Below are 22,064 nucleotides of genomic sequence, written 5' to 3'. Positions count from 1 at the left end.
CCCCGTTCCGGCACCATGCGGTGCCGGAACGGGGCTTGCGCACGGCCCTCCCGTCCCTGTCGCGGCTACGGGCTCACCGCGTACGCCGCGTCACGAACTCGGCCAGCGCCAGCAGCCCGCCCGCCGCCCCGAGGTCCGGCACGGCCCGGGACAGCAGCTGCACCGCCCGGCCCATCCGGTCCGCGGCATGGGCCTGCGCCCAGTCGCGCCCGCCGGCCCGGTCCACCGCGTCGGCGGCCTTGCGCACGTCCTCCCCCGTCATGGGGCCCGCGTACAGGGCCGCCAGCTCCTCGCCGGCCGCGGTGCCCGAGGTGAGGGCGGCCACGACCGGGAGGGACTTCTTGCGGGCGATCAGATCGGCCCCGGCGGGCTTGCCCGTGTGCCCCGGGTCCCCCCAGATGCCGATCAGGTCGTCGATCAGCTGGAAGGCCAGCCCGGCCTCCCGGCCGAACGCGTCCATCGCGTCGACCTCGTCCGGGCCCGCGCCCGCGTACAGCGCCCCGAGCGCGCAGGCGCAGCCCAGCAGGGCGCCGGTCTTGGCCGTCGCCATGGTCAGGCACTCGTCGAGCGAGACGTGCGGCCGCTGTTCGAACGCGCAGTCCGCCTGCTGCCCGGCGCACAGCTCGATGATGCAGGCCGAGAGCCGCGCCGAGGCCGCAGCCGAGGCGGGGTGCGGATCCTGCGCCAGCAGCCGCAGCGCGAGCGCCATCATGGCGTCGCCCGTGATGATCGCGTCGGGTATCCCGAACACGGTCCAGGCGGTGGGCCTGCCCCGGCGCTTCGTGTCCTTGTCGATGACATCGTCGTGCAGCAGCGTGAAGTTGTGCGCCAGCTCCACGGCCACCGCCGCCCGTACGGCGCCCTCGGCCTCCTTGTCGTCCCGGCCGCCCCGCAGCGCGCGGGCCCCGGCGAGGACGAGGGCGGGCCGGATGGCCTTGCCCGCGTTGCCCGCGTCGGGGCTGCCGTCCGCCCGCTCCCAGCCGAAGTGGTACATCGCCACGCGCCTCATCGAGCCGGGCAGGCTCTCGACCGTGCGGCGCAGTTCCGGGTTGACCGTTTCTCTCGTCCGCTCCAGCAGGGCCGCGGCCTCGTGGCCCTCGCCGGTCGTGATCGCCTCAGTGGTGCCCATGGCGTGTCCCCGATCCCGATCCCCGGTCGTCTCGCCCGGCCGGCCGCTCAGCGCCAGCGCGCGATCTCGACGTTCTCCAGGATGCCGAGCGCGTCCGGCACGAGCACCGCGGCGGAGAAGTACGCGGTGACCAGGTACGAGATGATCGCCTGCTCGCTGATGCCCATGAAGCGCACCGACATGCTCGGCTCGATCTCGTCCGGGATGCCCGGCTGGTGGAGGCCGATGACACCGGACTCCTGCTCGCCGGTGCGCATGCAGAGGATGGACGTCGTCCGCGCGTCGCTGATCGGGATCTTGTTGCACGGGAAGATCGGGACGCCCCGCCAGGTCGTCATCCGGGTGCCGGCGACGTCGACCGTCTCCGGGACCAGACCGCGCTTGTTGCACTCGCGGCCGAAGGCGGCGATGGCCTTGGGGTGGGCGAGGAACAGGTCGGAGCCGCGCCGCATGCTGAGCAGCTGGTCCAGGTCGTCGGGGCCGGGCCCGCCGTCGTGCGGCTGGATGCGCTGGTCGTAGTCGGCGTTGTGGAGCAGGCCGAACTCCGGGTTGTTGAGCATCTCGTGCTCCTGGCGCTCGCGCAGCGCCTCGACCGTGAGCCGCAACTGCTGCTCGGTCTGGTTCATCGGCTGGTTGTAGAGGTCGGCGACGCGCGTGTGCACCCGCAGGACCGTTTGTGCAATGGAGAGCTCGTACTCGCGCGGCCTGGCCTCGTAGTCCACGAAGGTGCCGGGGAGCACGGCCTCGCCGTGGTGGCCGGCCGAGAGGTCGATCGCGGCCTCGCCGTACTCGTTGGCGCGCTGGGCGGGCAGGGAGCGCTGGGCCTCCACGTGCGCGCGCAGCGAGTCGACTCGGTCGGCGAGCAGCCGGAAGTCCTGGCGGGACAGGACGAGCGCGGTGCCGGAGGTGACGGCGCGGGCGGTGTACTCCCAGATCGCCTCCTCGTCGACGAGGGAGTCCTCGCCGAAGTAGGCGCCGTCGGCGACGGTCCGCAGGACGGCGTCCTCTCCGTACGGGCCGGGGCCGATCTGCTCGATGCGGCCGTGCGCCAGCAGGAACACGTTGTCGGAGGCGCTCCCGAAGGAGGTCAGCTCCTGGCCGGCCTCGAAGTCGACCTGGCGGCACCGCTGGGCGAGCTCGGTGAGCACGTCCAGGTCCTCGTAGGTGCGCAGCAGCGGGAGTTCGCCGAGCTCGGCCGGGATGACCTGGACCTGGGTCCCGGTCTTGATGAACTCCACGCGTCCGTCGCCGACCGAGTAGCTCAGCCGCCGGTTCACCCGGTACGTGCCGCCCTGCACGGACACCCACGGGAGCATCTTCAGGAGCCAGCGGGAGGTGATCTCCTGCATCTGCGGCGCGGACTTGGTCGTGGTTGCCAAGTTCCGCGCGGCCGCGGTCGCAAGACTCCTCTGGGGTGTCTGGACCTCGGATTCGGAACCTGCCTGGACCGACATGTGTATCCCTTTCGATCACTCCATGGATCTGCGGGATGCAGCCTTCCAGTACGGAACGTGGTGGGACCATTACACAAAAGGGTGGGACTACTCCGTCCGGGTGTGGGCACTCTTTGGAGTTCACGTCCTTCACACCAGACCCCTCACACCCCACCGGTTCCGGCCACCCGGGATGTCGGGAGGGGTGGGCAGCGCCTCCTTTAATTTGCATGACAGATGCGAGTTTTCTAGGGTGAGGTCATGCGGCTGACCCGATTCACCGACCTGGCGCTGCGCGTCCTGATGCGCCTCGCCGTGGCGGACGCGGACCTCCCGACCACCCGCGACGTGGCGGCGACCATGGAGGTCCCGTACACCCACACGGCGAAGGTGGTCGCCCGCCTGCAGCACCTCGGCCTGGTCGAGGCGCGGCGCGGGCGCGGCGGCGGGCTCGCGCTGACCGCCGCCGGACGGGCGGCCTCGGTGGGCGGGGTGGTCCGCGACCTGGAGGGCGCGGGCGACGTCGTGGACTGCGAGGGCGCCACCCCCTGCCCGCTGCGCGGGGCCTGCGTCCTGCGGGGCGCGCTGCGCCGGGCCCAGGAGGCCTTCTTCGCCGCGCTGGACCCCCTGACCGTGGACGATCTCGTCGCGGCGCCGACCGGCCCGCTGCTGCTGGGCATCGCGGGCGGCCCGCCGGGCCGGACCACAGGCCCCTGAACCCCGGGGGCGGTTGGCCGGTTCCCGCCACCTGACATCAACGGCCCGAACGGGTGTACCAGGGCACGGCTGCACCCAAAAATAAGCATCCCAGATACCTATTAGCCGCACCGACCGATCCGAAGAGGAGCCCCCATGCTGTCCGAGAAGTCGACCGAGACCGTACGCGCCACCCTGCCCGCCGTCGGCGCGGCCATCGGCGACATCGCGGACCTCTTCTACACGAAGCTGTTCGCGGCCCATCCCGCACTGCTGCGCGACCTGTTCAACCGCGGCAACCAGAACGCCGGCCTCCAGAAGCAGGCCCTCGCCGGCTCCATCGCCGCCTTCGCCACCCACCTCGTCGCCCACCCGGACGTCCGCCCCGACGTGATGCTGCACCGCATCGCGCACAAGCACGCCTCCCTCGGCGTCACCCGCGAGCAGTACCCGGTGGTCCACCGGCACCTCTTCGCGGCGATCGCCGAGGTCCTCGGCGAGGCCGTCACCCCGGAGGTGGCCGAGGCCTGGGACGAGGTCTACTGGCTGATGGCCAACGCGCTGATCGCCATCGAGGAGCGGCTCTACGCCGAACAGCAGGTCCTCGCCGGCGACGTCTGGCGCACCTGGACGGTCGCCGCCCGCGTCGAGGAGACCGCGGACTGCACCACCTTCCACCTGGTCCCGGCCGACGGTTCCCCGGCCCCCTCCTCCAAGCCCGGCCAGTACGTCTCGGTCCAGGTCGAACTGGCCGACGGAGCCCGGCAGATACGCCAGTACAGCCTCTGCGGCGCACCCGGCTCCCCGGTCCGCTCGATCACCGTCAAGCGGGTCCGCGGCGCGGCGGCCGCGGGCCAGGACCCCGCCGGCCCCGACGGCGAGGTCTCCCACCACCTCCACGCCCGGATCGCGACCGGCGACACCCTGCGGGTCTCGGCCCCGTACGGCGACCTCGTCCTGCGGGACTCGGCCGCGCCGGTCCTGCTCGCCTCGGCCGGGATCGGCTGCACCCCGATGCTGTCGATGCTGGAGCACCTCGCCGACACCGGTCACACCGCCCCCGTCACCGTCCTGCACGCCGACCGCTCCCCCGCCGACCACGCGCTGCGCGCCGACCACCGGGCCCTGACCCACAAGCTCCCCGACGCCTCGGCCCGCTTCTGGTACGAGGCCGCCGCCGAGCCGGGCGACGGCGAGGGCCGTCTCGACCTGGCGGACGTACCGGTCGCCCCGGGCACGACGGCGTACCTGTGCGGCCCGCTCCCCTTCATGCGGTCCGTGCGCGCGCAGCTGCTGGCGAAGGGGGTTCCCGCCTCGGACATCCACTACGAGGTGTTCGGCCCGGACCTGTGGCTGGCCTCGGCCGAGGCCCCCGGCTCGGCCTCCGCGTAACCCCCGTGACCCCCGTGGCAGGTGGGCCGATCGGGACGAGTGTCCGGATCGGCTCGCTCACTGTACGAAGGCACTAGCCCGGAGGGACCGCCTCCACTACACCGGAGAGCAACGAGGTGGACACACAAGGTGACCATCGCGCACCCGGAGAGGAGGCGGCCATGTCCGCACCCATGTCCGCGGACCGGTTCATCGGCGCACTGCGGAACGAGGGCCTGACCGTCGTCGAGGTCGGCGCCTGGCGCACCCACAACCGCAACCACAAGGGCCCGTGGGGCCCGGTGAACGGGGTGATGATCCACCACACCGTCACCCACGGCACGAAGTTCACCGTCGAGCTCTGCCGGGACGGCGACGAGGCCCTCCCCGGCCCGCTCTGCCACGGCGTGATCACCAAGGACGGCCGGGTCCACCTGGTCGGCTACGGCCGTGCCAACCACGCCGGTCTGGGGGACTCCGACGTCCTGGCCGCGGTGATCGCGGAGAAGCGGCTCCCGCCGGACCGCCACGCGGACACCGACGGCAACCGGCGCTTCTACGGCTTCGAGTGCGAGAACCTCGGCGACGGGGCCGACCCCTGGCCGGAGGTCCAACTGGACGCCATGGCCCGCGCGGCGGCCGCCCTGTGCCGGGTCCACGGCTGGACCGAGCGCTCGGTGATCGGCCACCTGGAATGGCAGCCCGGCAAGATCGACCCGAAGGGCTTCACGATGGACGCCTTCCGCGCCCGGGTGGGAGAGCGCCTCAAATAAGAGGGTTGACGCCGGGAAGATCCACGGGCTTCCCTGACCCGATGACCGATGATCTGCGCATCGAACGGGTGGCCGACGAGGCCTCCCTCCGGGACTGGCGCCACGTCCACAACCTGATCATTCCCCCGGACGCCCTCACCCTCGACGAGGTGCGCGAGCGGGCCGGGCGCCACCTCCTCGACGTCGCGTACGCCGGCGAGGCGCTCGTCGGCTGCATGACCGTGCGCCGGCCCACGGCCGACGCCCCGTCCGTCGCCACCGTGATCGCCCGGATCCTGCCCGCCCACCGCGGGCAGGGCTTCGGCGCCGCGCTCTACGCCCACGGCCTCGCCGCGGCCCGCGCCCTCGACCCGGCCCCCGACACGATCGAGACGATCGTCCTGGCCTCCAACGGGGCCGGCCTGCGCTTCGCCCTGGCCCGCGGCTTCGAGGAGTCCGACCGCTACACCCTCGATGGCGCCACGGTCCCGTACGTCCACCTGCGCATCCCGGCCGGCGGCCCGGGACGGACAATGGGCGGGTGAACCTCTCCCCCGACCCCGGCGCCGTCCTGCAGCCCCGGCCCGCCTCGCCGGTGGCCGAGGTGCAGGACGAGCGGTTCGCGCGCCACGGGGTCCGGCTGCTGGTGAAGCGGGACGACCTCGTCCACCCCGAGCTGCCCGGCAACAAGTGGCGCAAGCTCGCACCGAATCTGCGGGCCGCCGTCGCGGGCGGATTCCCCGGGGTCGTGACCTTCGGAGGGGCGTACTCGAACCACCTGCGGGCCACCGCGGCCGCCGGGCGGCTGCTGGGGATGCCGACCGTCGGCATCGTCCGGGGCGAGGAGCTCGCGGGGCGGCCGCTCAACGACTCGCTCGCCCGGTGCGCGGCCGACGGGATGCGGCTGTGCTTCGTCACGCGCTCGGAGTACCGCCGCAAGGCCGAGCCGCAGGTGCTGGCCCGGCTGCTGGCGGGGGCCGGGGCTGCCTCGTCGTACGTCGTCCCCGAGGGCGGCAGCAACGCGCTCGCGCTGGAGGGGTGTGCGGAGCTGGGGCGCGAGCTGCGGGGCCTGTCGGACGTGGTCGCGGTGGCCTGCGGTACGGGCGGCACGCTGGCCGGACTGGCGGCCGGGCTGGCCCCCGGCCAGCGGGCGTTGGGCGTGCCCGTGCTGGCGGGCGGGTTCCTGGGGGCGGAGATACGTTCCCTCCAGGAGGCGGCCTTCGGCGGGCCGGCCGGGGCGTGGAGCCTGGCGGAGGGGTTCCACCACGGCGGGTACGCGCGGGTGCCGGCGCGGCTGGAGGCCTTCGCCGCCGATTTCGGCGAGCGGCACGGCATCCCGGTGGAGCGGATCTATGTCGCCAAGCTGCTGTGGGCCCTGGCGGCGCTCACCGAGTCGGGGGCCTTCCCGGCGGGGACCGCCGTGACCGCCGTCGTCACGGGCCGTCCGTAGCCGGGCGGTGGCCGGCCGCCCTCAGGCCGCGTCCTCGCGGAAGGCCGCCGCTTCCTCCAGGTCCAGTCTGCGCAGGAGGCTGCGGAGCATTTCGTCGTCGATGCGGCGGTGGTCCCGCAGGGTCACGAAGACCTCGCGTTCGGCCGCGATCATCTCCCGCGCCAGGCGCCGGTAGACGTCGTCCGCCGATTCGCCCGTGACCGGGTTGACCTCGCCCAGCCGCTCCCAGACCGCGTTGCGGCGGCGCTCCATCACCGAGCGCAGCCGCTCCGCCAGCGGCGGCGGCAGTGCGTTCTCCGGCTCCGCCAGCAGCTCCGCCAGCCGCTCCTCCGCCGAGCGCGAGGCCTCGCTCTGGGCCTGGGCCTCCGCCAGGGTCTCCGCCTGCGCGTCCCGCTGCGGCAGCCGCAGCAGCCGGATCAGCGGCGGCAGCGTCAGCCCCTGCACCACCAGCGTGCCGATCACCGTCGTGAAGGTCAGGAACAGGATCAGGTTCCGGTGCGGCACGCTGATCGGCACCGAGAAGGCGATCGCCAGCGAGACCACCCCCCGCATCCCGGCCCAGCCCACGACCACCGGCGACTTCCAGTTGGTGTCCGGCTCCCGGGTCCGGATCCGCTCCGACAGCCGCGGCAGGAACGTCGCCGGGAACACCCACACGAAGCGGGCCACCACCACCGCCACGAACACCACCAGCGCGTACGAGGCCGCGTGCCAGCCCTCGTACTCGGCGAGCCCCTTGAGGACCACTGGCAGCTGGAGGCCGATCAGCGCGAAGACCACCGACTCCAGGATGAAGGCGACCATCCGCCACACCGCCTCCTCCTGGAGCCGGGTCGCGAAGTCGACCTGCCAGTTCCGGTGCCCCAGGTACAGGGCGACCACGACCACCGCGAGCACGCCCGAGGCGTGCACCCGCTCGGCCGCCGCGTACGCCACGAACGGGATCAGCAGCGACAGAGTGTTCTGCAGCAGCGGCTCCCGCAGCCGCTTGCGCAGGTGGTGGATGGGCACCATCAGCACCAGGCCGACGCCCACGCCGCCCACCGAGGCCAGCAGGAACTCCGCGATCCCGCCCGCCCATCCGGCGCTCACCCCGACCGCCGCCGCCAGCGCCACCTTGTACGCGGTGATCGCGGTGGCGTCGTTCACCAGGGATTCGCCCTGGAGGATGGTCGTGATCCGGTTCGGCAGCCCGAGCTTGCGGGCGATCGCCGTCGCCGCCACCGCGTCGGGCGGCGCGATCACCGCGCCCAGTACCAGCGCCACCGGCAGCGAGAGCCCCGGCACCGCCAGGTAGGCCACGTACCCGACGGCGACCGTCGCGAAGAGCACGTAGCCGACCGACAGCAGCGCCACGGGCCGCAGGTTCGCCCGCAGGTCCAGGTACGAGCTGTCCACCGCGGCCGTGTAGAGCAGCGGCGGGAGCAGCAGCGGCAGCACGATGTGCGGGTCCAGGGCGTACGTGGGCACGCCCGGGATGTACGAGGCCATCAATCCGGCGGCGACCAGCAGCAGCGGCGCGGGCACCCTGGTCCAACGGGCGGCACCGGCAACGACCGCGCTGCCCGCCACCAGCGCCACCAGCGGCAATACCTCCATCGAAGTTCCACCCTCGCTCGTCGTGGCTGATCGGCATGTCGTCCTGCGGCGCCCGCACGTCAGTACGCTGGCAATCATGAGCGAGTGCACCCACGTTGCCGAACTGCCGCGCCCCGAGCCCGTCCCGTCTGCCCTGACATGCTCCGAATGTCTGGCGCTCGGCAGCCACCCGGTGCAGTTGCGGATGTGCCTGGAGTGCGGGTACGTGGCATGCTGCGATTCCTCCCCGCACCGGCACGCCACCGCGCACCACCAGAGCACCGGCCATCCGGTCATGCGGAGCTTCGAACCGGGCGAGACCTGGCGGTGGTGTTATGTCGACGGTTCGATCGTCTGAGGCGGGGTAGGTCAACCCTCCGCCGGTTCCCCTGATTTGGGCCCGCAGACCCCTAGCCACTGTGCGTACCCGAGGGCATACCATCAGTCACTGGCCGTAGGCGGGGGTGCCTGGAACAGGCCCCATGAGGGGTGCCGCGACACGATCGCCCGGATCGCGATAGCGTCACCGGCGAACAGAGCTCGTACCACCTTGGAGGTGAGGGTGTCCCAGATCGCAGGCGAGCCCGGGACCCAGGACTTCGTGGAAGTCCGGCTGCCCGCTGCGGGTGCCTACCTGTCGGTGCTGCGAACGGCCACGGCCGGTCTCGCGGCACGTTTGGACTTCACCCTCGACGAGATCGAGGACCTCCGCATCGCGGTGGACGAGGCCTGCGCGATCCTGCTTCAACAGGCCGTGCCGGGCTCCGTCCTCAGCTGCGTGTTCCGGTTGGTCGACGACTCGCTGGAGGTGACGGTCTCCGCACCGACCACGGACGGACGTGCGCCCGAGCGCGACACGTTCGCCTGGACCGTCCTGTCGGCGCTGGCCGGCAAGGTCGAGTCCACGGTCGAGGAGGACCGGACGGTGAGCATCAGCCTCTACAAACAGCGCGGCGCGGGTCCAGGCCCGGCGTGAGCGGCGGGGAGATCCCGGTGCGGGGCGGGGATCGGCCCCGGGTACGGCACGAGGTCGACGGCGGCATCCCGGAGCAGCAGCACGCCCGGCCGCACCCGGCTGACGCGGATGCGGAATACGGCTTTTTGGACTCGGCGGAGCGACGGGCGGGCCCTATGAGCGAGAACCAGCACGAAGAACCACACGTCTCACAGCCACCCGGGGCCGCTGCCACGGCCCCGGACACGGAACCGGACACGGTGGGGGCGCAGGCGGAGGCGGATGCTCCGCTGCTGCCGGTGCCCCCGGTGCTTCCCGATCCGCGCGACCGCAGCGGCGCGCGGGCCCTGTTCATCGAGCTGCGGGCGCTGCCCGACGGCTCGGTGGAGAAGGCGGAGCTGCGCAACCGGCTCGTACGGATGCACCTGCCGCTGGTCGAGCACCTCGCCCGGCGGTTCCGCAACCGCGGTGAGCCGCTGGACGACCTGACCCAGGTCGCCACCATCGGCCTGATCAAGTCGGTGGACCGGTTCGACCCGGACCGCGGCGTCGAGTTCTCCACGTACGCGACGCCCACCGTGGTCGGCGAGATCAAGCGGCACTTCCGCGACAAGGGCTGGGCCGTACGCGTGCCGCGGCGCCTGCAGGAGCTGCGGCTCTCGCTGACCACGGCCACGGCCGAGCTGTCCCAGCAGCACGGCCGCTCCCCCACCGTCCACGAGCTCGCGGAACGGCTCGGGATCTCCGAGGAGGAGGTGCTGGAGGGGCTGGAATCGGCCAATGCCTACAGCACGCTCTCGCTGGACGTCCCGGACACCGACGACGAATCGCCGGCGGTGGCGGACACGCTGGGCGCGGAGGACGAGGCGCTGGAGGGCGTCGAGTACCGCGAGTCGCTCAAGCCGCTCCTGGAGGGACTGCCTCCGCGGGAGAAGCGCATCCTGCTGCTGCGGTTCTTCGGCAACATGACCCAGTCGCAGATCGCGCAGGAGGTCGGCATCTCCCAGATGCACGTCTCCCGGCTGCTGGCCCGCACCCTGGCCCAGCTGCGCGAGAAGCTCCTCGTCGAGGAGTAGGGAAGTACGGGCTATCGGGTCTGCTCGCCGGGCCCGATTCCCAGCGCCTCGGTCGCCGTCGGGTTCACCAGCAGGGCCGCGACGGCCACCGCGGCCACGGTCAGCGCCACGGCGGCGGCGATCATCGCCCCGCCCGTGGAGTACAGGGTCCAGGCCACCGGCAGCGCCATCAGCTGGGTGATCAGCGCGGGCCCGCGGCTCCAGCGCCGGCCCAGCTTCAGCCCGCGGGCCGCGACCAGCGGCAGCGCCGCGAGCAGGAGCAGGGTGATCCCGCCGGTCTCGGCCTGCTGCGGGGAGTCGGGGTCTCCGGCGATGCCCACGAACAGCATGTACGCGCCGAGGCCGGCGAGCACCAGGCCCTCCAGGGCGGTCAGCGCGGCGGCGGCGGTGAGCCGCCTGGGCAGCGGGGCGGTCGGCTGGGCCGGGGCGGGGGCGGGCTTCGTACTCACCCCAGCAGGGTAGCCGCGCCCGGCCCGTCCCGTAGGGGACGGGCAGTATGGGCGGCATCCGTACGGGTCGGTAGGCTGGCGGTCATGCGTGCACTTCTCGTGGCCAATCCAGCAGCAACGACCACCAGTGCGCGCACGCGCGACGTCCTCACCCATGCCCTGGCCAGCGAGATGAAGCTGGAGGCGGTGACCACCGAGTACCGCGGGCACGCCCGGGACCTGGCCCGCAGGGCAGCCGAGAACGGCATCGACCTCGTCGTTGCGCTCGGCGGCGACGGCACGGTCAACGAGGTGGTCAACGGACTGCTGCACAACGGGCCGGATCCGGAGCGGCTGCCGCGGCTGGCGGTGGTCCCCGGCGGCTCGACCAACGTGTTCGCCCGCGCGCTCGGACTGCCCAACGACGCGGTCGAGGCGACCGGCGCCCTGCTCGACGCCCTGCGGGAGCAGCGCGAGCGGACGGTGGGGCTGGGGCTGGCGGCCGGCACCCCGGGCACGGAGGACGAGTCGGTTCCGGCGCGCTGGTTCACCTTCTGCGCGGGCTTCGGCTTCGACGCGGGGGTGGTGGGCCGGGTCGAGCAGCAGCGGGAGCGCGGCAAGCGTTCGACGCACGCCCTGTATGTACGACAGCTGATGCGCCAGTTCTGGGAGGAGCCGAACCGGCGCCACGGCGCGGTGACGCTGGAGCGTCCCGGCGCGGATCCGGTGACGGACCTGGTGCTGTCGATAGTCTGCAACACCTCGCCGTGGACGTATCTGGGGAATCGTCCGATTTACGCGTCTCCCGAGGCGTCGTTCGATACTGCGCTTGACGTATTGGCACTCAACCGTTTGTCAACTCCGACCGTCGCCCGCTACGCCACACAGCTCCTGACCTCGACTCCTGAGCGCGGTCCGCGGGGCAAGCATGCGGTGTCTCTGCACGATCTGACGGACTTCACCTTGCATTCGAAGGTTCCGCTTCCGTTCCAGATGGACGGAGACCACCTCGGTCTGCGCACCAGCGTTCGGTTCACAGGCGTACGCCGTGCACTGCGTGTGATTGTGTGAGTGGAAGGGCCTAAAGTCCTTTCACTCGAACGTTTACACGCCGGTCCACCCTCACGATGTAGGGCTGTGACCTAGTAGACACCGACGAATCAAAAAAAACTTTCCGGAAGGGGTTGTATCCCCGTCCGAGGTTTGCGAATCTCTTCATGGCGATCGGGACAGCCCGCAGAACCCGGCACCCACACAGACCGCCAGAACCCCTCCACGAGTCCCTGACTGACCTTCCAGGAAACTGGGCGGTCGCCCTTCCCTCACGGGGGGATTCGTGAAAGCGTTCACATTCACAAGCAACCTGCCCGCAATACAAGGAGATGGAGCAGCCATGGACTGGCGTCACAACGCCGTTTGCCGCGAGGAAGACCCGGAACTCTTCTTCCCCATCGGCAACACCGGTCCTGCGCTGCTGCAGATCGAGGAAGCCAAGGCCGTCTGCCGCCGCTGCCCCGTCATGGAGCAGTGCCTGCAGTGGGCGCTCGAGTCCGGTCAGGACTCCGGCGTCTGGGGCGGTCTCAGCGAGGACGAGCGCCGCGCGATGAAGCGCCGCGCCGCTCGCAATCGGGCGCGCAACGCCACCGCCTGACATCGACTTTCGAGCCTCGAGCCGCAGCGCGTAGCAACACCACACCAGCGCTCAGCAACGTGCTCTTGAGCCCCGGACCGAGATCTTTTCGGTCCGGGGCTCAGTGCTGTCCGGGGTGGGCCCACTCGGGGTTCCATCACGCTGGGTGACCGAACGATCGTTACTTCTGCGGGCTGGCCGGGATGTCGAGGACGACCTTGGTGCCGCGCGGTTCGGCCCGGAGCATGTCGAAGGTGCCGCCGAGCTCGCCTTCGACCAGGGTCCGGACGATCTGGAGTCCGAGGTTCCCGGCGCGTTGCGGGTCGAAGCCCTCGGGCAGACCGCAGCCGTCGTCGAGCACGGTGATCAGCAGCCGGCCGTCCGCGCGCCCCGAGCCGGTGCGGGTCGCGGACACCTCGACCCGGCCGCCCTCCCCCTGGGTGAAGGCGTGCTCCAGGGCGTTCTGGAGGATCTCGGTCAGCACCATCGACAGCGGAGTGGCCACCTCCGCGTCCAGGATCCCGAACCGGCCGGTACGCCGGCACTCCACCTTGCCCGGCGAGATCTCGGCGACCATCGCGATCACGCGGTCGGCGATCTCGTCGAACTCCACGCGCTCGTCCAGGTTCTGAGAGAGCGTCTCGTGCACGATCGCGATCGAACCCACGCGGCGCACGGCCTCGTTGAGCGCCTCGCGGCCGCCCTCGGAATCCATCCGCCGGGCCTGCAGCCGCAGGAGGGCGGCCACGGTCTGGAGGTTGTTCTTCACCCGGTGGTGGATCTCCCGGATGGTCGCGTCCTTGGTGATCAATTCGCGTTCGCGACGGCGCAGTTCCGTCACGTCGCGGCACAGGACGAGGGAGCCGATCCGGACGCCCTTGGGCTTGAGCGGGATGGCGCGCAGCTGGATGACCCCGCCGTTGCCCTCGACCTCGGTCTCGCGCGGGGCCCAGCCGCTGGCGAGCTTGACGATCGCCTCGTCCACGGGGCCGCGGGTGGGCGCGAGTTCGGCGGTGGTGGTGCCCAGGTGCTGGCCGACGAGGTCGGCGGCGAGGCCGAGCCGGTGGTACGCGGACAGCGCGTTCGGGGAGGCGTACGTGACCACGCCGTCGGCGTCGAGCCGCATCAGGCCGTCCCCGGCGCGCGGGGAAGCGTCCATGTCGACCTGCTGGCCGGGGAAGGGGAAGGAGCCGGCCGCGATCATCTGGGCCAGGTCGGAGGCGGACTGGAGGTAGGTGAGCTCCAGGCGGCTCGGTGTACGCACAGTGAGCAGGTTGGTGTTCCGGGCGATCACTCCGAGTACCCGGCCCTCGCGGCGCACCGGGATGGACTCGACGCGGACGGGCACCTCCTCGCGCCACTCCGGGTCGCCCTCGCGCACGATCCGGCCCTCGTCCAGCGCGGCGTCCAGCAGCGGGCGCCGGCCGCGCGGCACCAGGTGGCCGACCATGTCGTCCTGGTACGAGGTGGGGCCGGTGTTGGGGCGCATCTGCGCGACCGAGACGTAGCGGGTGCCGTCGAGGGTGGGCACCCACAGCACGAGGTCGGCGAAGGAGAGGTCGGAGAGCAGCTGCCACTCCGAGACCAGCAGGTGGAGCCACTCCAGGTCGGTTTCACTGAGAGCGGTGTGCTGGCGTACGAGGTCGTTCATGGAGGGCACGGGCCGAGCGTACCCCGGGTATGGGCCATGACTTTCCCCACGGCGACTACTCAGGAGTATCCAGGAGGCACCCGGGCCGCGTACTGTTGGATGAAGTGACGGGATCGTAGAGCCCGCCATTGGATGGACAGAACAGATTGGTCTAGTCCACAATTGCCTTATTCTTCCGCCCTCCCCGCACAGGAGGACGGATCGAGGTAAGCCGCGCGCTCTGCCCTGACCGCGCTGGCACCTCCCACCGGCCGCCGGGAACCGCACACCCGCCGGCCGTAAGTACTCCGGGCTACGGTGCCGGACGGGTTGAGGGTCCCGACCCGGCACCGTGGCCCAGAGGAACTCGGATTCCGCCGCGCGATTCCAAGGGCTCCTCCCCTTGTCGCGGCCAGGCCGCCATCGCCAGTTCCGCCACCGCTTCCAGTTCCTCCCGGCTCGCGCCGTCGCGCGACTGCTGGGACATCCCGATGAGCACCGCCAGCGCGTAGCGGGCCAGCGCCCGCGCGTCCGTACCGGCGGGCAGTGCGCCGGCGGCGACGTCGGCCCGGATCCTGAGCTCGAACATCTCCAGGTTGGCGTCGCGGCGCTCACGCAGGGCCTGCGCGACCTCCCGGGAGGTGGTGTTGACGGCCGCGCTGATCACCAGGCAGCCCGGCGGGTGGGCCGGGTCGGTGTAGATCTCCGCCGCCTCCCGCAGGACGCGGCGCAGGCCCGCCCCGGCGGTGGGCTCCTCGGCCAGGGCCGCGCGCGCGAAATCGGTGTACCGGCCTCCGTAGACCACCACGACCTCGTCGAAGAGCTTTCGCTTGTCCCCGAAGGCTGCGTACAGGCTGGGCGCGCCGATGCCGAGCGAGGCGGTCAGGTCGGAGATCGAGGTCGCCTCGTAGCCGCGCTCCCAGAAGGCCAGCATCGCCTTGTCGAGGGCGGCGTCGCGGTCGAAGGAGCGCGGCCTGCCGCGCTGTCCGGTCACCATGCGCAGATTCTATAGCGGGCGTTACTGAATCTGGTACGGTCCCTTTCTGTAGCGACCACTAGCGAATGCTGAAGGGGGGCGCGTCATGGGCGTGCTCAAGGGGAAGACGGCACTGGTCACGGGCGGCAGCCGGGGGATCGGGCGGGCGGTGGCGCAGCGGCTGGCCCGGGACGGGGCACTGGTCGCGGTGCACTACGGGCGCAACGAGGCGGCTGCGAAGGAGACGGTCGCGGCCATCGAGGCGGCCGGCGGGCGGGCGTTCGCACTCGGGGCCGAGCTCGGGGTGCCGGGCGACGCGCGGGCGCTGTGGGCGGCGTACGCGGCGCACCCGCTGCACACCGAGGGGGTCGACATCCTGGTGAACAACGCGGGCGCCGCCACCTTCGCCGGCCTCGCGGACACCGACGAGGAGACGTACGACCGCGTCCACGCGCTCAACGCCAAGGCACCCTTCTTCGTGATCAAACACGGGCTGGAGCGGCTGCGGGACGGGGGCCGGATCGTGAACGTGACCGGCACCCCGGAGATCGCCCTGCCGGCGATCCTGGCCACCATCACCGCCAAGGGCGCGGTGAACGCACTCACCCGCTCGCTCGCCGCCGAACTGGCCCCGCGCGCCATCACCGTGAACTCGGTGGGCCCCGGCATCACGGACACCGAGCTCAACGCGGGCTGGCTGGCGGACCCCGCGGCGCGGGCGCACGCGGCCTCCCGCTCCGTGTTCGGGCGGGTGGGCACGGCGGAGGAGGTCGCCGACGTGGTGGCCTTCCTGGCCTCGCCGGACGCCCGCTGGGTGACGGGTCAGCACCTGGACGCGACGGGCGGCCTCCAGATGTCGCTGCTGTGAGCACGACCCCTTGAGCGGTGTGGCCCCCGGCGGCCCGGCGACCGCGTCCCCGGGCCGAGCCGGGCTGCACCTCCCGGCCCGCAGGCCGACGATGGGAGGGGGACGGAAGCGAACGGGAGTGTGCGCGGACCGGGCCGGAGGCGCCCCGCCTCTGCTAGATTGGTCTATACCACACCGTCCCACTCCAGATCGGCAGGCCCCGCGTGGAAGTTGTCATCGTCCCGGACGCCAAGGCAGGCGGCGAGCTCATCGCGGAGGCCATGGCCGCCCTGGTCCGCCGCAAGCCCGACGCCCTGCTCGGCGTGGCGACCGGCTCTACCCCGCTGCCCGTCTACGAGGCCCTGGCCGCGAAGGTCAGGGGCGGTGAGGTCGACGCCTCCAAGGCGCGGATCTGCCAGCTCGACGAGTACGTCGGCCTGCCGGCCGGGCACCCGGAGTCCTACCGCGCGGTCGTACTGCGCGAGGTCGTGGAGCCGCTGGGCCTGTCGGAGGCCTCGTTCATGGGGCCGGACGGCTCCGCCGAGGACGTCGTGGCGGCCTGCGAGGCGTACGACCGCGCGCTGGCCGAGGCGGGCGGAGTGGACCTGCAGCTGCTCGGCATCGGCACGGACGGGCACATCGGCTTCAACGAGCCGTGCTCCTCTCTGGCCTCGCGCACCCGGATCAAGACGCTGACGGAGCAGACGCGGGTCGACAACGCCCGGTTCTTCGACAACGACATGGAGCAGGTGCCGCACCACGTCATCACGCAGGGCATCGGGACGATCCTCGACGCCCGGCACCTGGTGCTGCTCGCGACCGGCGAGGGCAAGGCGGAGGCCGTCGCGCAGACCGTGGAGGGCCCGCTGTCCGCGCTCGTCCCGGCCTCGGCGCTCCAGCTGCACCGGCACGCGACCGTCATCGTGGACGAGGCGGCCGCCTCGAAGCTGAAGCTGGCGGACTACTTCCGCCACACCTTCGCCAACAAGCCCGCGTGGCAGGGGCTCTAGGCGGCGCCTTCCCACGCGTACGAAGGGCCGGGCTCCCCGAGGGAGCCCGGCCCTTGTGCGTCCGTACGGCTGCCGGGGCCCCCACAGACCCCGGCAGCCGCACGGAGCCCGTGCGGACCCGGGTGACCCGGGTGTGCCCGTGCCCCCGGGACGGGGTGTCCTGGGGGCACGGGACAGGGTGGACCGGGAGCTCCGGGGCTGGTCAGACCCCGGCGATCAGCTCCGCCGCCGCCCTGCCGCAGACCCGCGAGGCACCGTGCGTCGCGATGTGCAGCGCCCCGCGGGGCTCGGCCCGCGGTACGCCCATCTCGACCACGACGGTCTCCGGGCGGGCCTCGACCAGCGCCTCCACGGCCGCCGCCATCCACGGGTGCCGGTGCTCGTCGCGGACCACGAGCACGATGGTGCGCTCCCCCGCCGCCGCGAGCACCTCGGCGGCAGTGGCCCCCTCGGGGAACACCCCCGAGGCGGTTCCCGGTACCAGTGCGGCCAGTTCGGCGGCCACGCCCCACGGGGTCTCGTCGCCCACCGCGATGTTCGCGACGGGTGCGAGCGTGGCGACGTACGGGGCGCTCACGGGCGCCGCGGTGCCCGTCATGACCAGCGCCCTGCGGGCGGCCGCCAGGCCGATGCCGGGCGCACTCCCCTCCTGCGGCGCGCCCGGCGCGGCGGCGGCCCGGGCCTGCCGGGTCCATGAGGCCAGCGCCCGTACCCGGGCGGCGGCGTCGGCGAGCCGCTCCTGCGGGAGCGCGCCCTCCCGTACGGCCGCGACCAGCGCGTCGCGCAGCCGCAGCACGGTGGCCTCGTCGGCGAGCCCGCCGCCGACGCAGATCGCGTCGGCGCCGGCCGCGATGGCGAGGACCGAGCCGCGCTCGATGCCGTACGTCCCGGCGATGGCGTTCATCTCCATGCCGTCGGTGACGATCAGGCCCTCGTAGCCGAGCTCCTTGCGCAGCAGCCCGGTCAGGATCTGCGGGCTGAGCGTGGCCGGGCGGGTCGGGTCCAGGGCGGGCACCAGGATGTGCGCGCTCATCACGGCCTTGGTGCCGGCCGCGACGGCCGCCTTGAACGGGACCAGTTCGCGGGCGACCAGCGTGTCCAGGTCCGCGTCGATGCGCGGCAGCGCGTGGTGGGAGTCGACGTTGGTGTCGCCGTGGCCGGGGAAGTGCTTGGTGCACGCGGCGACGCCGGCGGCCTGCAGGCCCTCCACGTACGCGGCCGTGTGCCGGGCGGCGAGCCGGGTGTCGGCCCCGAAGGACCGTACGCCGATGACCGGGTTGTCCGGGTTGGAGTTGACGTCGGCGGACGGCGCCCAGTTGAGGTTGACCCCGCACTCGGCGAGGCGGCGGCCCAGCTCGCGGGCCACGTCCCGGGTGAGGCCGGTGTCGTCGACGGCGCCGAGGGCCAGGTTGCCGGGGAAGGACGAACCGCCCCGGACCTCCAGGCGGGTGACGTCGCCGCCCTCCTCGTCGATGGCGACGAGGATGTCCTCGCGCTCGGCGCGCAGCTGCGCGGTGAGCGCGGCGAGCTGCTCGGGCGAGGCGATGTTGCGGCCGAACAGGCCGACGGCGGTGAGTCCTTCGCGGACCTGGCGCAGCAGCCACACGGGGGCGGTGGTGCCCTCGAAACCGGGCTGGAGGACCGCGAGGGCGTCGCGGGTCAGGTCATCGTTCGCATCGGATGCGGTGACGCCGTGCGCAAGGAGGGTCATGTGGCGTTATCCCTTCACTGCGCCGGCGGTCATGCCGCCGACGGCCTTGCGCTGGAGGAAGACGAAGATCACCAGGACCGGCACCGCGAACAGCGAGGACGCGGCCATGGTGGCGCCCCAGTCGTTGCCGAAGGCGGTCTGGAACTGGGTCAGCCACAGGGGCAGGGTCTGCGCGGTCTTGTCCTTGTTGAGGATCAGGACCATCGCGAACTCGTTCCAGGCGGTGATGAAGCCGAAGAGCGAGGTGGACATCAGACCGGGGGCGAGCAGCGGGAAGATCACCTTGCGGAAGGCCTGGCCGCGGGTGCAGCCGTCGATCTGGGCGGCCTCCTCCAGCGTCACCGGGACGGCGGCGATGAAGCCGCGCAGGGTCCAGATGGTGAAGGGCAGGACCATCACGAAGTAGATCGCGGTCAGCAGCGGGAGGCTGTTCAGCATCTCGGCGTCGCGGGCGATCATGTACATCGCGATGACCATGACCTCCCAGGGGGCCATCTGCGCCATCATCACGCCGAGCACCAGGCCCTTGCGGCCCTTGAACTTCATCCGGGCGATGGCGAAGCTCGCGGCGAGGGCCACGACCAGGGCGAGGACGACGGCGCCGACGGTGACGACCAGGCTGTTCGTCACGTACGTCCAGAACAGCTCGACGCCGGTGGCCTTGGTGAAGTTGTCCAGCGTCGGGGTGAAGACGAAGACGGGGTCCTTGGAGAGGATCTGCCCGGACGGCTTGAGCGCCGAGGAGAACATCCAGTAGACGGGGAAGACGAAGACCACGGCCACGACGAGCGCGCCCAGGTTCTTCGCCACCGTGGCGGGGCGCAGCGGGCGGCGCTTGCGCAGCTGCCGTGCCGGCTTCGCGGGCTTCGCCGCGGCCGGTGCGGGCTTCGGGGCGGTGGTGGTGCTCACTGCTCCTCCTCCTGCTTCAGGATCAGGCGGAAGTAGAAGGACATGACGATCACGAGCATCACGATCGTCAGGACGGAGATCGCTGCCGCGAGCGCGTAGTGGCCCTGGCTCTGGCCTTCGACGAAGGCGAAGACGGGCAGGGTCTCGGAGGCGCGGTCGGGGCCGCCGCGGTTCATCGCGTACACCTGGGTGAAGGCCTTGAAGACCCAGATCACCTCGAGGAACGTGGTGACGGTGAAGAACGGCTTGAGGTTCGGGAAGACGACCTGCCAGAAGGTCTGCCAGCCGTTCGCGCCGTCCATCCGCGCGGCCTCGTACAGCTCGCCGCTGACGGTGGTCAGGCCGGCGTACATGTTGAGGGCGACGAAGGGGACCGATCCCCAGACCACCAGGACCGTGACGATCACCAGGGTGGAGAAGCCGGACTCGAACCAGTTGTGCTGCTCGTAGCCGGAGAAGCCGACGGTGCGCATGACCCAGTTCATGACGCCGAACTGCTCGTCGAACAGCCACTGGAAGACGGTCACGGACGCGACGATCGGCATGGCCCAGGCCATCACCAGCGCCATCGACAGGACCAGGCGCATCCACGTGCCGAGGCGGTTCAGCAGGATGCCGACGAGGCTGCCGATCAGCATGATCAGCGCGACGTTCGCCGCGGTGAAGGCGAAGGTGCGGACCACGACGGTCCAAAAGTGCGCGTCGCCCAGCAGCTGGGTGTAGTTCTCGACCCCGTTGAAGGGTGCCTTCCGCTGGATGAACTCGATCTTGTCGACCTTCTGGAACGACAGGATGATGTTCTTGACCAGCGGATACAACAGCAGCGTGGCCAGGCTGAGGACCGCGGGCCCGATCAGGAGGTACGGCAGCCAGCCCGCGGGAAGCGGCTTTCTGCCCCGGCGCGGGGCCGACGGACCGGCCCCCTTGGTCGTGGGCGGCGTCTGCTGCCCTCCGGCGGACTTCGGTGGTGCGTCCTGTGGAGCGGTCACCGCTCCCTGGGAGTGCACGGTCATGTCTTGGTTACCTCGGCTGCGGTCGGGCGTCGCACAGGTCTGTCAATGCGCGACCGGGGGTGCGGCGGGCGCGTGGGCGCCGGCCGCACCCCCGGTGCTACGTGCTACTTGTTGATGCGGCTCGCGATTTCCTTGTCCGCGTCCGCGCCCGCCTTGGCGGCGTCCTCACCCTTCAGGACCTTGGTCATGAACTCCTTGAGCGGGTTGGGCTCGGTCTCGACGTTCGCCCAGCCCGGGGTGACCGGGGTGATGCGGCCGTTGACGCCGCCCTTGCCCATGGCCTCGGCGAAGGAGCCCGCGGCCGGGGTGAAGTTGGCGCCGGCCTGGTTCGGGAGCAGCGCGCCCTTGGTCTCGGCGGCGTACTTCGTCATCTGGTCCTTGCCGGCGGCCAGGGCCAGCCACTCCTTGGCGAGCTCCTTGTTCTTGGAGCGCTCGGCGACGGCGAGGTTCGAGCCGCCGAGGAAGACGGTGCCCGGCTTGTCGGCCGTCTTGCCCGGGATCGGGAAGTAGCCGAAGTCGGCTTCCTTGCCCGCCTCCTTCAGGGCCTTCTCCGCCCCGCCGGCCTCCCAGCCGAGACCGATCCAGGAGGAGACGCCGCCCTTGGGAACGACGTCGGTGGACTGCTGCGGGGTGGCCTCGTCCTTGTCCTTGGGGGCGGTGGAGTAGGCCTGGAGCTTCTTGTAGAACTCCATCGCGGACGCGGCCTGGGGGGTGCCGAGGCCGCCCTTCCACTTGTCGCCGTCCTTGACGGCGAGGTCGCCGCCCTCGTCCCAGATGAAGCCGGCGAGTACGTACCAGCTCTGGCCGGGGAGGTAGATGGGCTGCGAGGCGGGGTCGGCGGCCTTCAGCTTGTCGAGGCCGGCGATCCACTCGTCGCGGGTGGTCGGCGGGGTGACGCCGGCCTTGGCGAAGGCCTTCTTGTCGTAGACGACGACGCGGTTGGCCGCGTACCAGGGGGCGGAGTAGAGCTTGCCGTCGTACTCGGCAGAGGCGAGCATGCTCTTCTGCCAGGCGTCGGCGCCGAGCTTGGCCTTGTCCTTCGTCAGGTCGGCGAGGCCGCCGGTGACGGCGTAGCCCGCGGTCTGGGTGTTGCCGAGCTCGAGGACGTCCGGCGGGGTGTTCTCGGAGAGGGCGGTGGTGACCTTCTCCTGAATGCCCTTCCACTGCTGCTCTTCGACCTTTACCGTGACACCCGGGTGCTTGGCCGAGAACTCGGCGTTGACGGCGTCGATCCAAGCCTTCGGCGCGGAGCCGTCCATCACCCAGACGGTGATCTCCTTGGCGCCGCCGGCATCGGTCTTGCCCTTGCCGTCGCCGTCGTCGCCACCGCACGCCGCGAGGCCGATCACCATGCCCGCGACTCCGACCGCCGCGATGAGCTTGCGCTTCACGCCACCCTCCTCAGGGATGCTCTGCACTTCCCTCGCCCGCCGCGGTGACGTACCAAGTACTGCCCGTGGGGCCGGGATC

At 71.6% G+C, this 22,064-nt stretch carries 22 protein-coding genes; 12 read left to right on the top strand and 10 right to left on the bottom strand.

What is annotated here, in order from left to right:
* Positions 1-73: 73 nt before the first annotated feature.
* Positions 74-1,129, bottom strand: coding sequence for a family 2 encapsulin nanocompartment cargo protein polyprenyl transferase (locus ACFYZS_RS01590; RefSeq protein WP_389005659.1), 1,056 nt, complete (start codon positions 1,127-1,129; stop codon positions 74-76).
* Between the two features lie 47 nt (positions 1,130-1,176).
* Positions 1,177-2,583, bottom strand: a complete 1,407-nt coding sequence (locus ACFYZS_RS01585; RefSeq protein WP_389005657.1) for a family 2B encapsulin nanocompartment shell protein — start codon at positions 2,581-2,583, stop codon at positions 1,177-1,179.
* A 240-nt stretch (positions 2,584-2,823) separates the two neighbouring features.
* Between ACFYZS_RS01585 and ACFYZS_RS01580 the strand changes: the two genes are divergently transcribed.
* The 5 genes from ACFYZS_RS01580 to ACFYZS_RS01560 all read left to right on the top strand — a co-directional run bounded on the left by ACFYZS_RS01580 (position 2,824) and on the right by ACFYZS_RS01560 (position 6,831).
* The gene (locus tag ACFYZS_RS01580; RefSeq protein WP_389005655.1) at positions 2,824-3,279 is read left to right on the top strand and encodes an RrF2 family transcriptional regulator; all 456 of its coding nucleotides are present in this window, start codon (positions 2,824-2,826) and stop codon (positions 3,277-3,279) included.
* 135 nt (positions 3,280-3,414) lie between these two features.
* Positions 3,415-4,650 carry a globin domain-containing protein gene (locus ACFYZS_RS01575; RefSeq protein ID WP_389005653.1) on the top strand — a complete coding sequence of 412 codons (1,236 nt, stop codon included), beginning with the start codon at positions 3,415-3,417 and terminating at the stop codon, positions 4,648-4,650.
* Between the two features lie 161 nt (positions 4,651-4,811).
* Positions 4,812-5,402 carry an N-acetylmuramoyl-L-alanine amidase gene (locus ACFYZS_RS01570; RefSeq protein WP_389005651.1) on the top strand — a complete coding sequence of 197 codons (591 nt, stop codon included), beginning with the start codon at positions 4,812-4,814 and terminating at the stop codon, positions 5,400-5,402.
* Between the two features lie 41 nt (positions 5,403-5,443).
* The gene (locus ACFYZS_RS01565) at positions 5,444-5,926 is read left to right on the top strand and encodes a GNAT family N-acetyltransferase (protein WP_389005649.1); all 483 of its coding nucleotides are present in this window, start codon (positions 5,444-5,446) and stop codon (positions 5,924-5,926) included.
* Complete coding sequence (locus tag ACFYZS_RS01560) at positions 5,923-6,831, top strand: 1-aminocyclopropane-1-carboxylate deaminase/D-cysteine desulfhydrase (protein ID WP_389005647.1); 909 nt, start codon at positions 5,923-5,925, stop codon at positions 6,829-6,831. Before ACFYZS_RS01565 ends, ACFYZS_RS01560 begins: the two co-directional genes overlap by 4 nt.
* A 21-nt stretch (positions 6,832-6,852) precedes the next feature.
* On the opposite strand, the gene ACFYZS_RS01555 is transcribed toward ACFYZS_RS01560, so the two are convergent.
* The gene (locus tag ACFYZS_RS01555) at positions 6,853-8,430 is read right to left on the bottom strand and encodes a Na+/H+ antiporter (protein ID WP_389005645.1); all 1,578 of its coding nucleotides are present in this window, start codon (positions 8,428-8,430) and stop codon (positions 6,853-6,855) included.
* Positions 8,431-8,506: 76 nt separating this feature from the next.
* Here ACFYZS_RS01555 and ACFYZS_RS01550 point away from each other — a divergent pair, with 76 nt between their 5' ends.
* From ACFYZS_RS01550 to ACFYZS_RS01540, 3 genes are all read left to right on the top strand, one after another.
* Entirely contained in the window at positions 8,507-8,767 is a 261-nt protein-coding gene (locus ACFYZS_RS01550; protein ID WP_376135187.1) for a UBP-type zinc finger domain-containing protein, read from the top strand.
* A 204-nt stretch (positions 8,768-8,971) separates the two neighbouring features.
* Entirely contained in the window at positions 8,972-9,385 is a 414-nt protein-coding gene (locus ACFYZS_RS01545) for an anti-sigma regulatory factor (RefSeq protein ID WP_030153599.1), read from the top strand.
* A complete protein-coding gene (locus tag ACFYZS_RS01540) occupies positions 9,382-10,440 on the top strand; it encodes an RNA polymerase sigma factor SigF (RefSeq protein WP_389005643.1) in 1,059 nt (352 codons plus the stop codon). Before ACFYZS_RS01545 ends, ACFYZS_RS01540 begins: the two co-directional genes overlap by 4 nt.
* Before the next feature lie 11 nt (positions 10,441-10,451).
* Here the strand turns inward: ACFYZS_RS01540 and ACFYZS_RS01535 are convergent, their stop codons facing one another.
* Positions 10,452-10,889 carry a hypothetical protein gene (locus ACFYZS_RS01535; protein ID WP_389005641.1) on the bottom strand — a complete coding sequence of 146 codons (438 nt, stop codon included), beginning with the start codon at positions 10,887-10,889 and terminating at the stop codon, positions 10,452-10,454.
* An 84-nt stretch (positions 10,890-10,973) separates the two neighbouring features.
* Between ACFYZS_RS01535 and ACFYZS_RS01530 the strand changes: the two genes are divergently transcribed.
* Together ACFYZS_RS01530 and ACFYZS_RS01525 are read left to right on the top strand one after the other, a co-directional pair.
* Positions 10,974-11,939: a diacylglycerol/lipid kinase family protein gene (locus ACFYZS_RS01530; RefSeq protein WP_389005639.1), complete on the top strand. Its 966-nt coding sequence runs from the start codon at positions 10,974-10,976 to the stop codon at positions 11,937-11,939.
* Between the two features lie 322 nt (positions 11,940-12,261).
* Entirely contained in the window at positions 12,262-12,519 is a 258-nt protein-coding gene (locus ACFYZS_RS01525; RefSeq protein WP_004937597.1) for a WhiB family transcriptional regulator, read from the top strand.
* 160 nt (positions 12,520-12,679) lie between these two features.
* Here the strand turns inward: ACFYZS_RS01525 and ACFYZS_RS01520 are convergent, their stop codons facing one another.
* A complete protein-coding gene (locus tag ACFYZS_RS01520) occupies positions 12,680-14,149 on the bottom strand; it encodes a sensor histidine kinase (protein WP_389006280.1) in 1,470 nt (489 codons plus the stop codon).
* Between the two features lie 292 nt (positions 14,150-14,441).
* The gene (locus ACFYZS_RS01515; RefSeq protein ID WP_389005637.1) at positions 14,442-15,125 is read right to left on the bottom strand and encodes a TetR/AcrR family transcriptional regulator; all 684 of its coding nucleotides are present in this window, start codon (positions 15,123-15,125) and stop codon (positions 14,442-14,444) included.
* Between the two features lie 85 nt (positions 15,126-15,210).
* Between ACFYZS_RS01515 and ACFYZS_RS01510 the strand changes: the two genes are divergently transcribed.
* Together ACFYZS_RS01510 and nagB are read left to right on the top strand one after the other, a co-directional pair.
* On the top strand, positions 15,211-15,972 hold the full coding sequence (locus ACFYZS_RS01510) for an SDR family oxidoreductase (RefSeq protein ID WP_389005635.1): 762 nt from the start codon (positions 15,211-15,213) through the stop codon (positions 15,970-15,972).
* 203 nt (positions 15,973-16,175) lie between these two features.
* Positions 16,176-16,961 (top strand): glucosamine-6-phosphate deaminase, encoded by a 786-nt coding sequence (gene nagB, locus ACFYZS_RS01505; protein ID WP_389005633.1) that lies wholly within the window; start codon positions 16,176-16,178, stop codon positions 16,959-16,961.
* Positions 16,962-17,163: 202 nt separating this feature from the next.
* Here nagB and ACFYZS_RS01500 read toward each other — a convergent pair whose 3' ends face one another.
* The 4 genes from ACFYZS_RS01500 to ACFYZS_RS01485 form a co-directional block, all read right to left on the bottom strand.
* Entirely contained in the window at positions 17,164-18,672 is a 1,509-nt protein-coding gene (locus ACFYZS_RS01500; RefSeq protein WP_389005631.1) for a glycoside hydrolase family 3 protein, read from the bottom strand.
* 6 nt (positions 18,673-18,678) lie between these two features.
* Complete coding sequence (locus ACFYZS_RS01495) at positions 18,679-19,497, bottom strand: carbohydrate ABC transporter permease (RefSeq protein ID WP_389006278.1); 819 nt, start codon at positions 19,495-19,497, stop codon at positions 18,679-18,681.
* Positions 19,498-19,577: 80 nt separating this feature from the next.
* On the bottom strand, positions 19,578-20,594 hold the full coding sequence (locus tag ACFYZS_RS01490; protein ID WP_389005629.1) for a carbohydrate ABC transporter permease: 1,017 nt from the start codon (positions 20,592-20,594) through the stop codon (positions 19,578-19,580).
* 104 nt (positions 20,595-20,698) lie between these two features.
* On the bottom strand, positions 20,699-21,985 hold the full coding sequence (locus tag ACFYZS_RS01485; protein WP_389005627.1) for an extracellular solute-binding protein: 1,287 nt from the start codon (positions 21,983-21,985) through the stop codon (positions 20,699-20,701).
* Positions 21,986-22,064: the final 79 nt, after the last annotated feature.

The organism is Streptomyces sp. NPDC001903 (assembly GCF_042891345.1).
Taxonomy (GTDB): Bacteria; Actinomycetota; Actinomycetes; order Streptomycetales; family Streptomycetaceae; genus Streptomyces.
This window is presented reverse-complemented; position numbering and strand designations above follow the sequence as displayed.

Coding starts and splice junctions, on each gene's coding strand:
- ACFYZS_RS01525 (WP_004937597.1), top strand. CDS start 12,262: ATGGACTGGCGTCACAACGCCGTTTGCCGCGAGGAAGACCCGGAACTC.
- ACFYZS_RS01510 (WP_389005635.1), top strand. CDS start 15,211: ATGGGCGTGCTCAAGGGGAAGACGGCACTGGTCACGGGCGGCAGCCGG.
- ACFYZS_RS01550 (WP_376135187.1), top strand. CDS start 8,507: ATGAGCGAGTGCACCCACGTTGCCGAACTGCCGCGCCCCGAGCCCGTC.
- ACFYZS_RS01500 (WP_389005631.1), bottom strand. CDS start 18,672: ATGACCCTCCTTGCGCACGGCGTCACCGCATCCGATGCGAACGATGAC.
- ACFYZS_RS01585 (WP_389005657.1), bottom strand. CDS start 2,583: ATGTCGGTCCAGGCAGGTTCCGAATCCGAGGTCCAGACACCCCAGAGG.
- ACFYZS_RS01580 (WP_389005655.1), top strand. CDS start 2,824: ATGCGGCTGACCCGATTCACCGACCTGGCGCTGCGCGTCCTGATGCGC.
- ACFYZS_RS01590 (WP_389005659.1), bottom strand. CDS start 1,129: ATGGGCACCACTGAGGCGATCACGACCGGCGAGGGCCACGAGGCCGCG.
- ACFYZS_RS01490 (WP_389005629.1), bottom strand. CDS start 20,594: ATGACCGTGCACTCCCAGGGAGCGGTGACCGCTCCACAGGACGCACCA.
- ACFYZS_RS01515 (WP_389005637.1), bottom strand. CDS start 15,125: ATGGTGACCGGACAGCGCGGCAGGCCGCGCTCCTTCGACCGCGACGCC.
- ACFYZS_RS01570 (WP_389005651.1), top strand. CDS start 4,812: ATGTCCGCACCCATGTCCGCGGACCGGTTCATCGGCGCACTGCGGAAC.
- ACFYZS_RS01565 (WP_389005649.1), top strand. CDS start 5,444: ATGACCGATGATCTGCGCATCGAACGGGTGGCCGACGAGGCCTCCCTC.
- ACFYZS_RS01520 (WP_389006280.1), bottom strand. CDS start 14,149: ATGAACGACCTCGTACGCCAGCACACCGCTCTCAGTGAAACCGACCTG.
- ACFYZS_RS01555 (WP_389005645.1), bottom strand. CDS start 8,430: ATGGAGGTATTGCCGCTGGTGGCGCTGGTGGCGGGCAGCGCGGTCGTT.
- ACFYZS_RS01530 (WP_389005639.1), top strand. CDS start 10,974: ATGCGTGCACTTCTCGTGGCCAATCCAGCAGCAACGACCACCAGTGCG.
- ACFYZS_RS01575 (WP_389005653.1), top strand. CDS start 3,415: ATGCTGTCCGAGAAGTCGACCGAGACCGTACGCGCCACCCTGCCCGCC.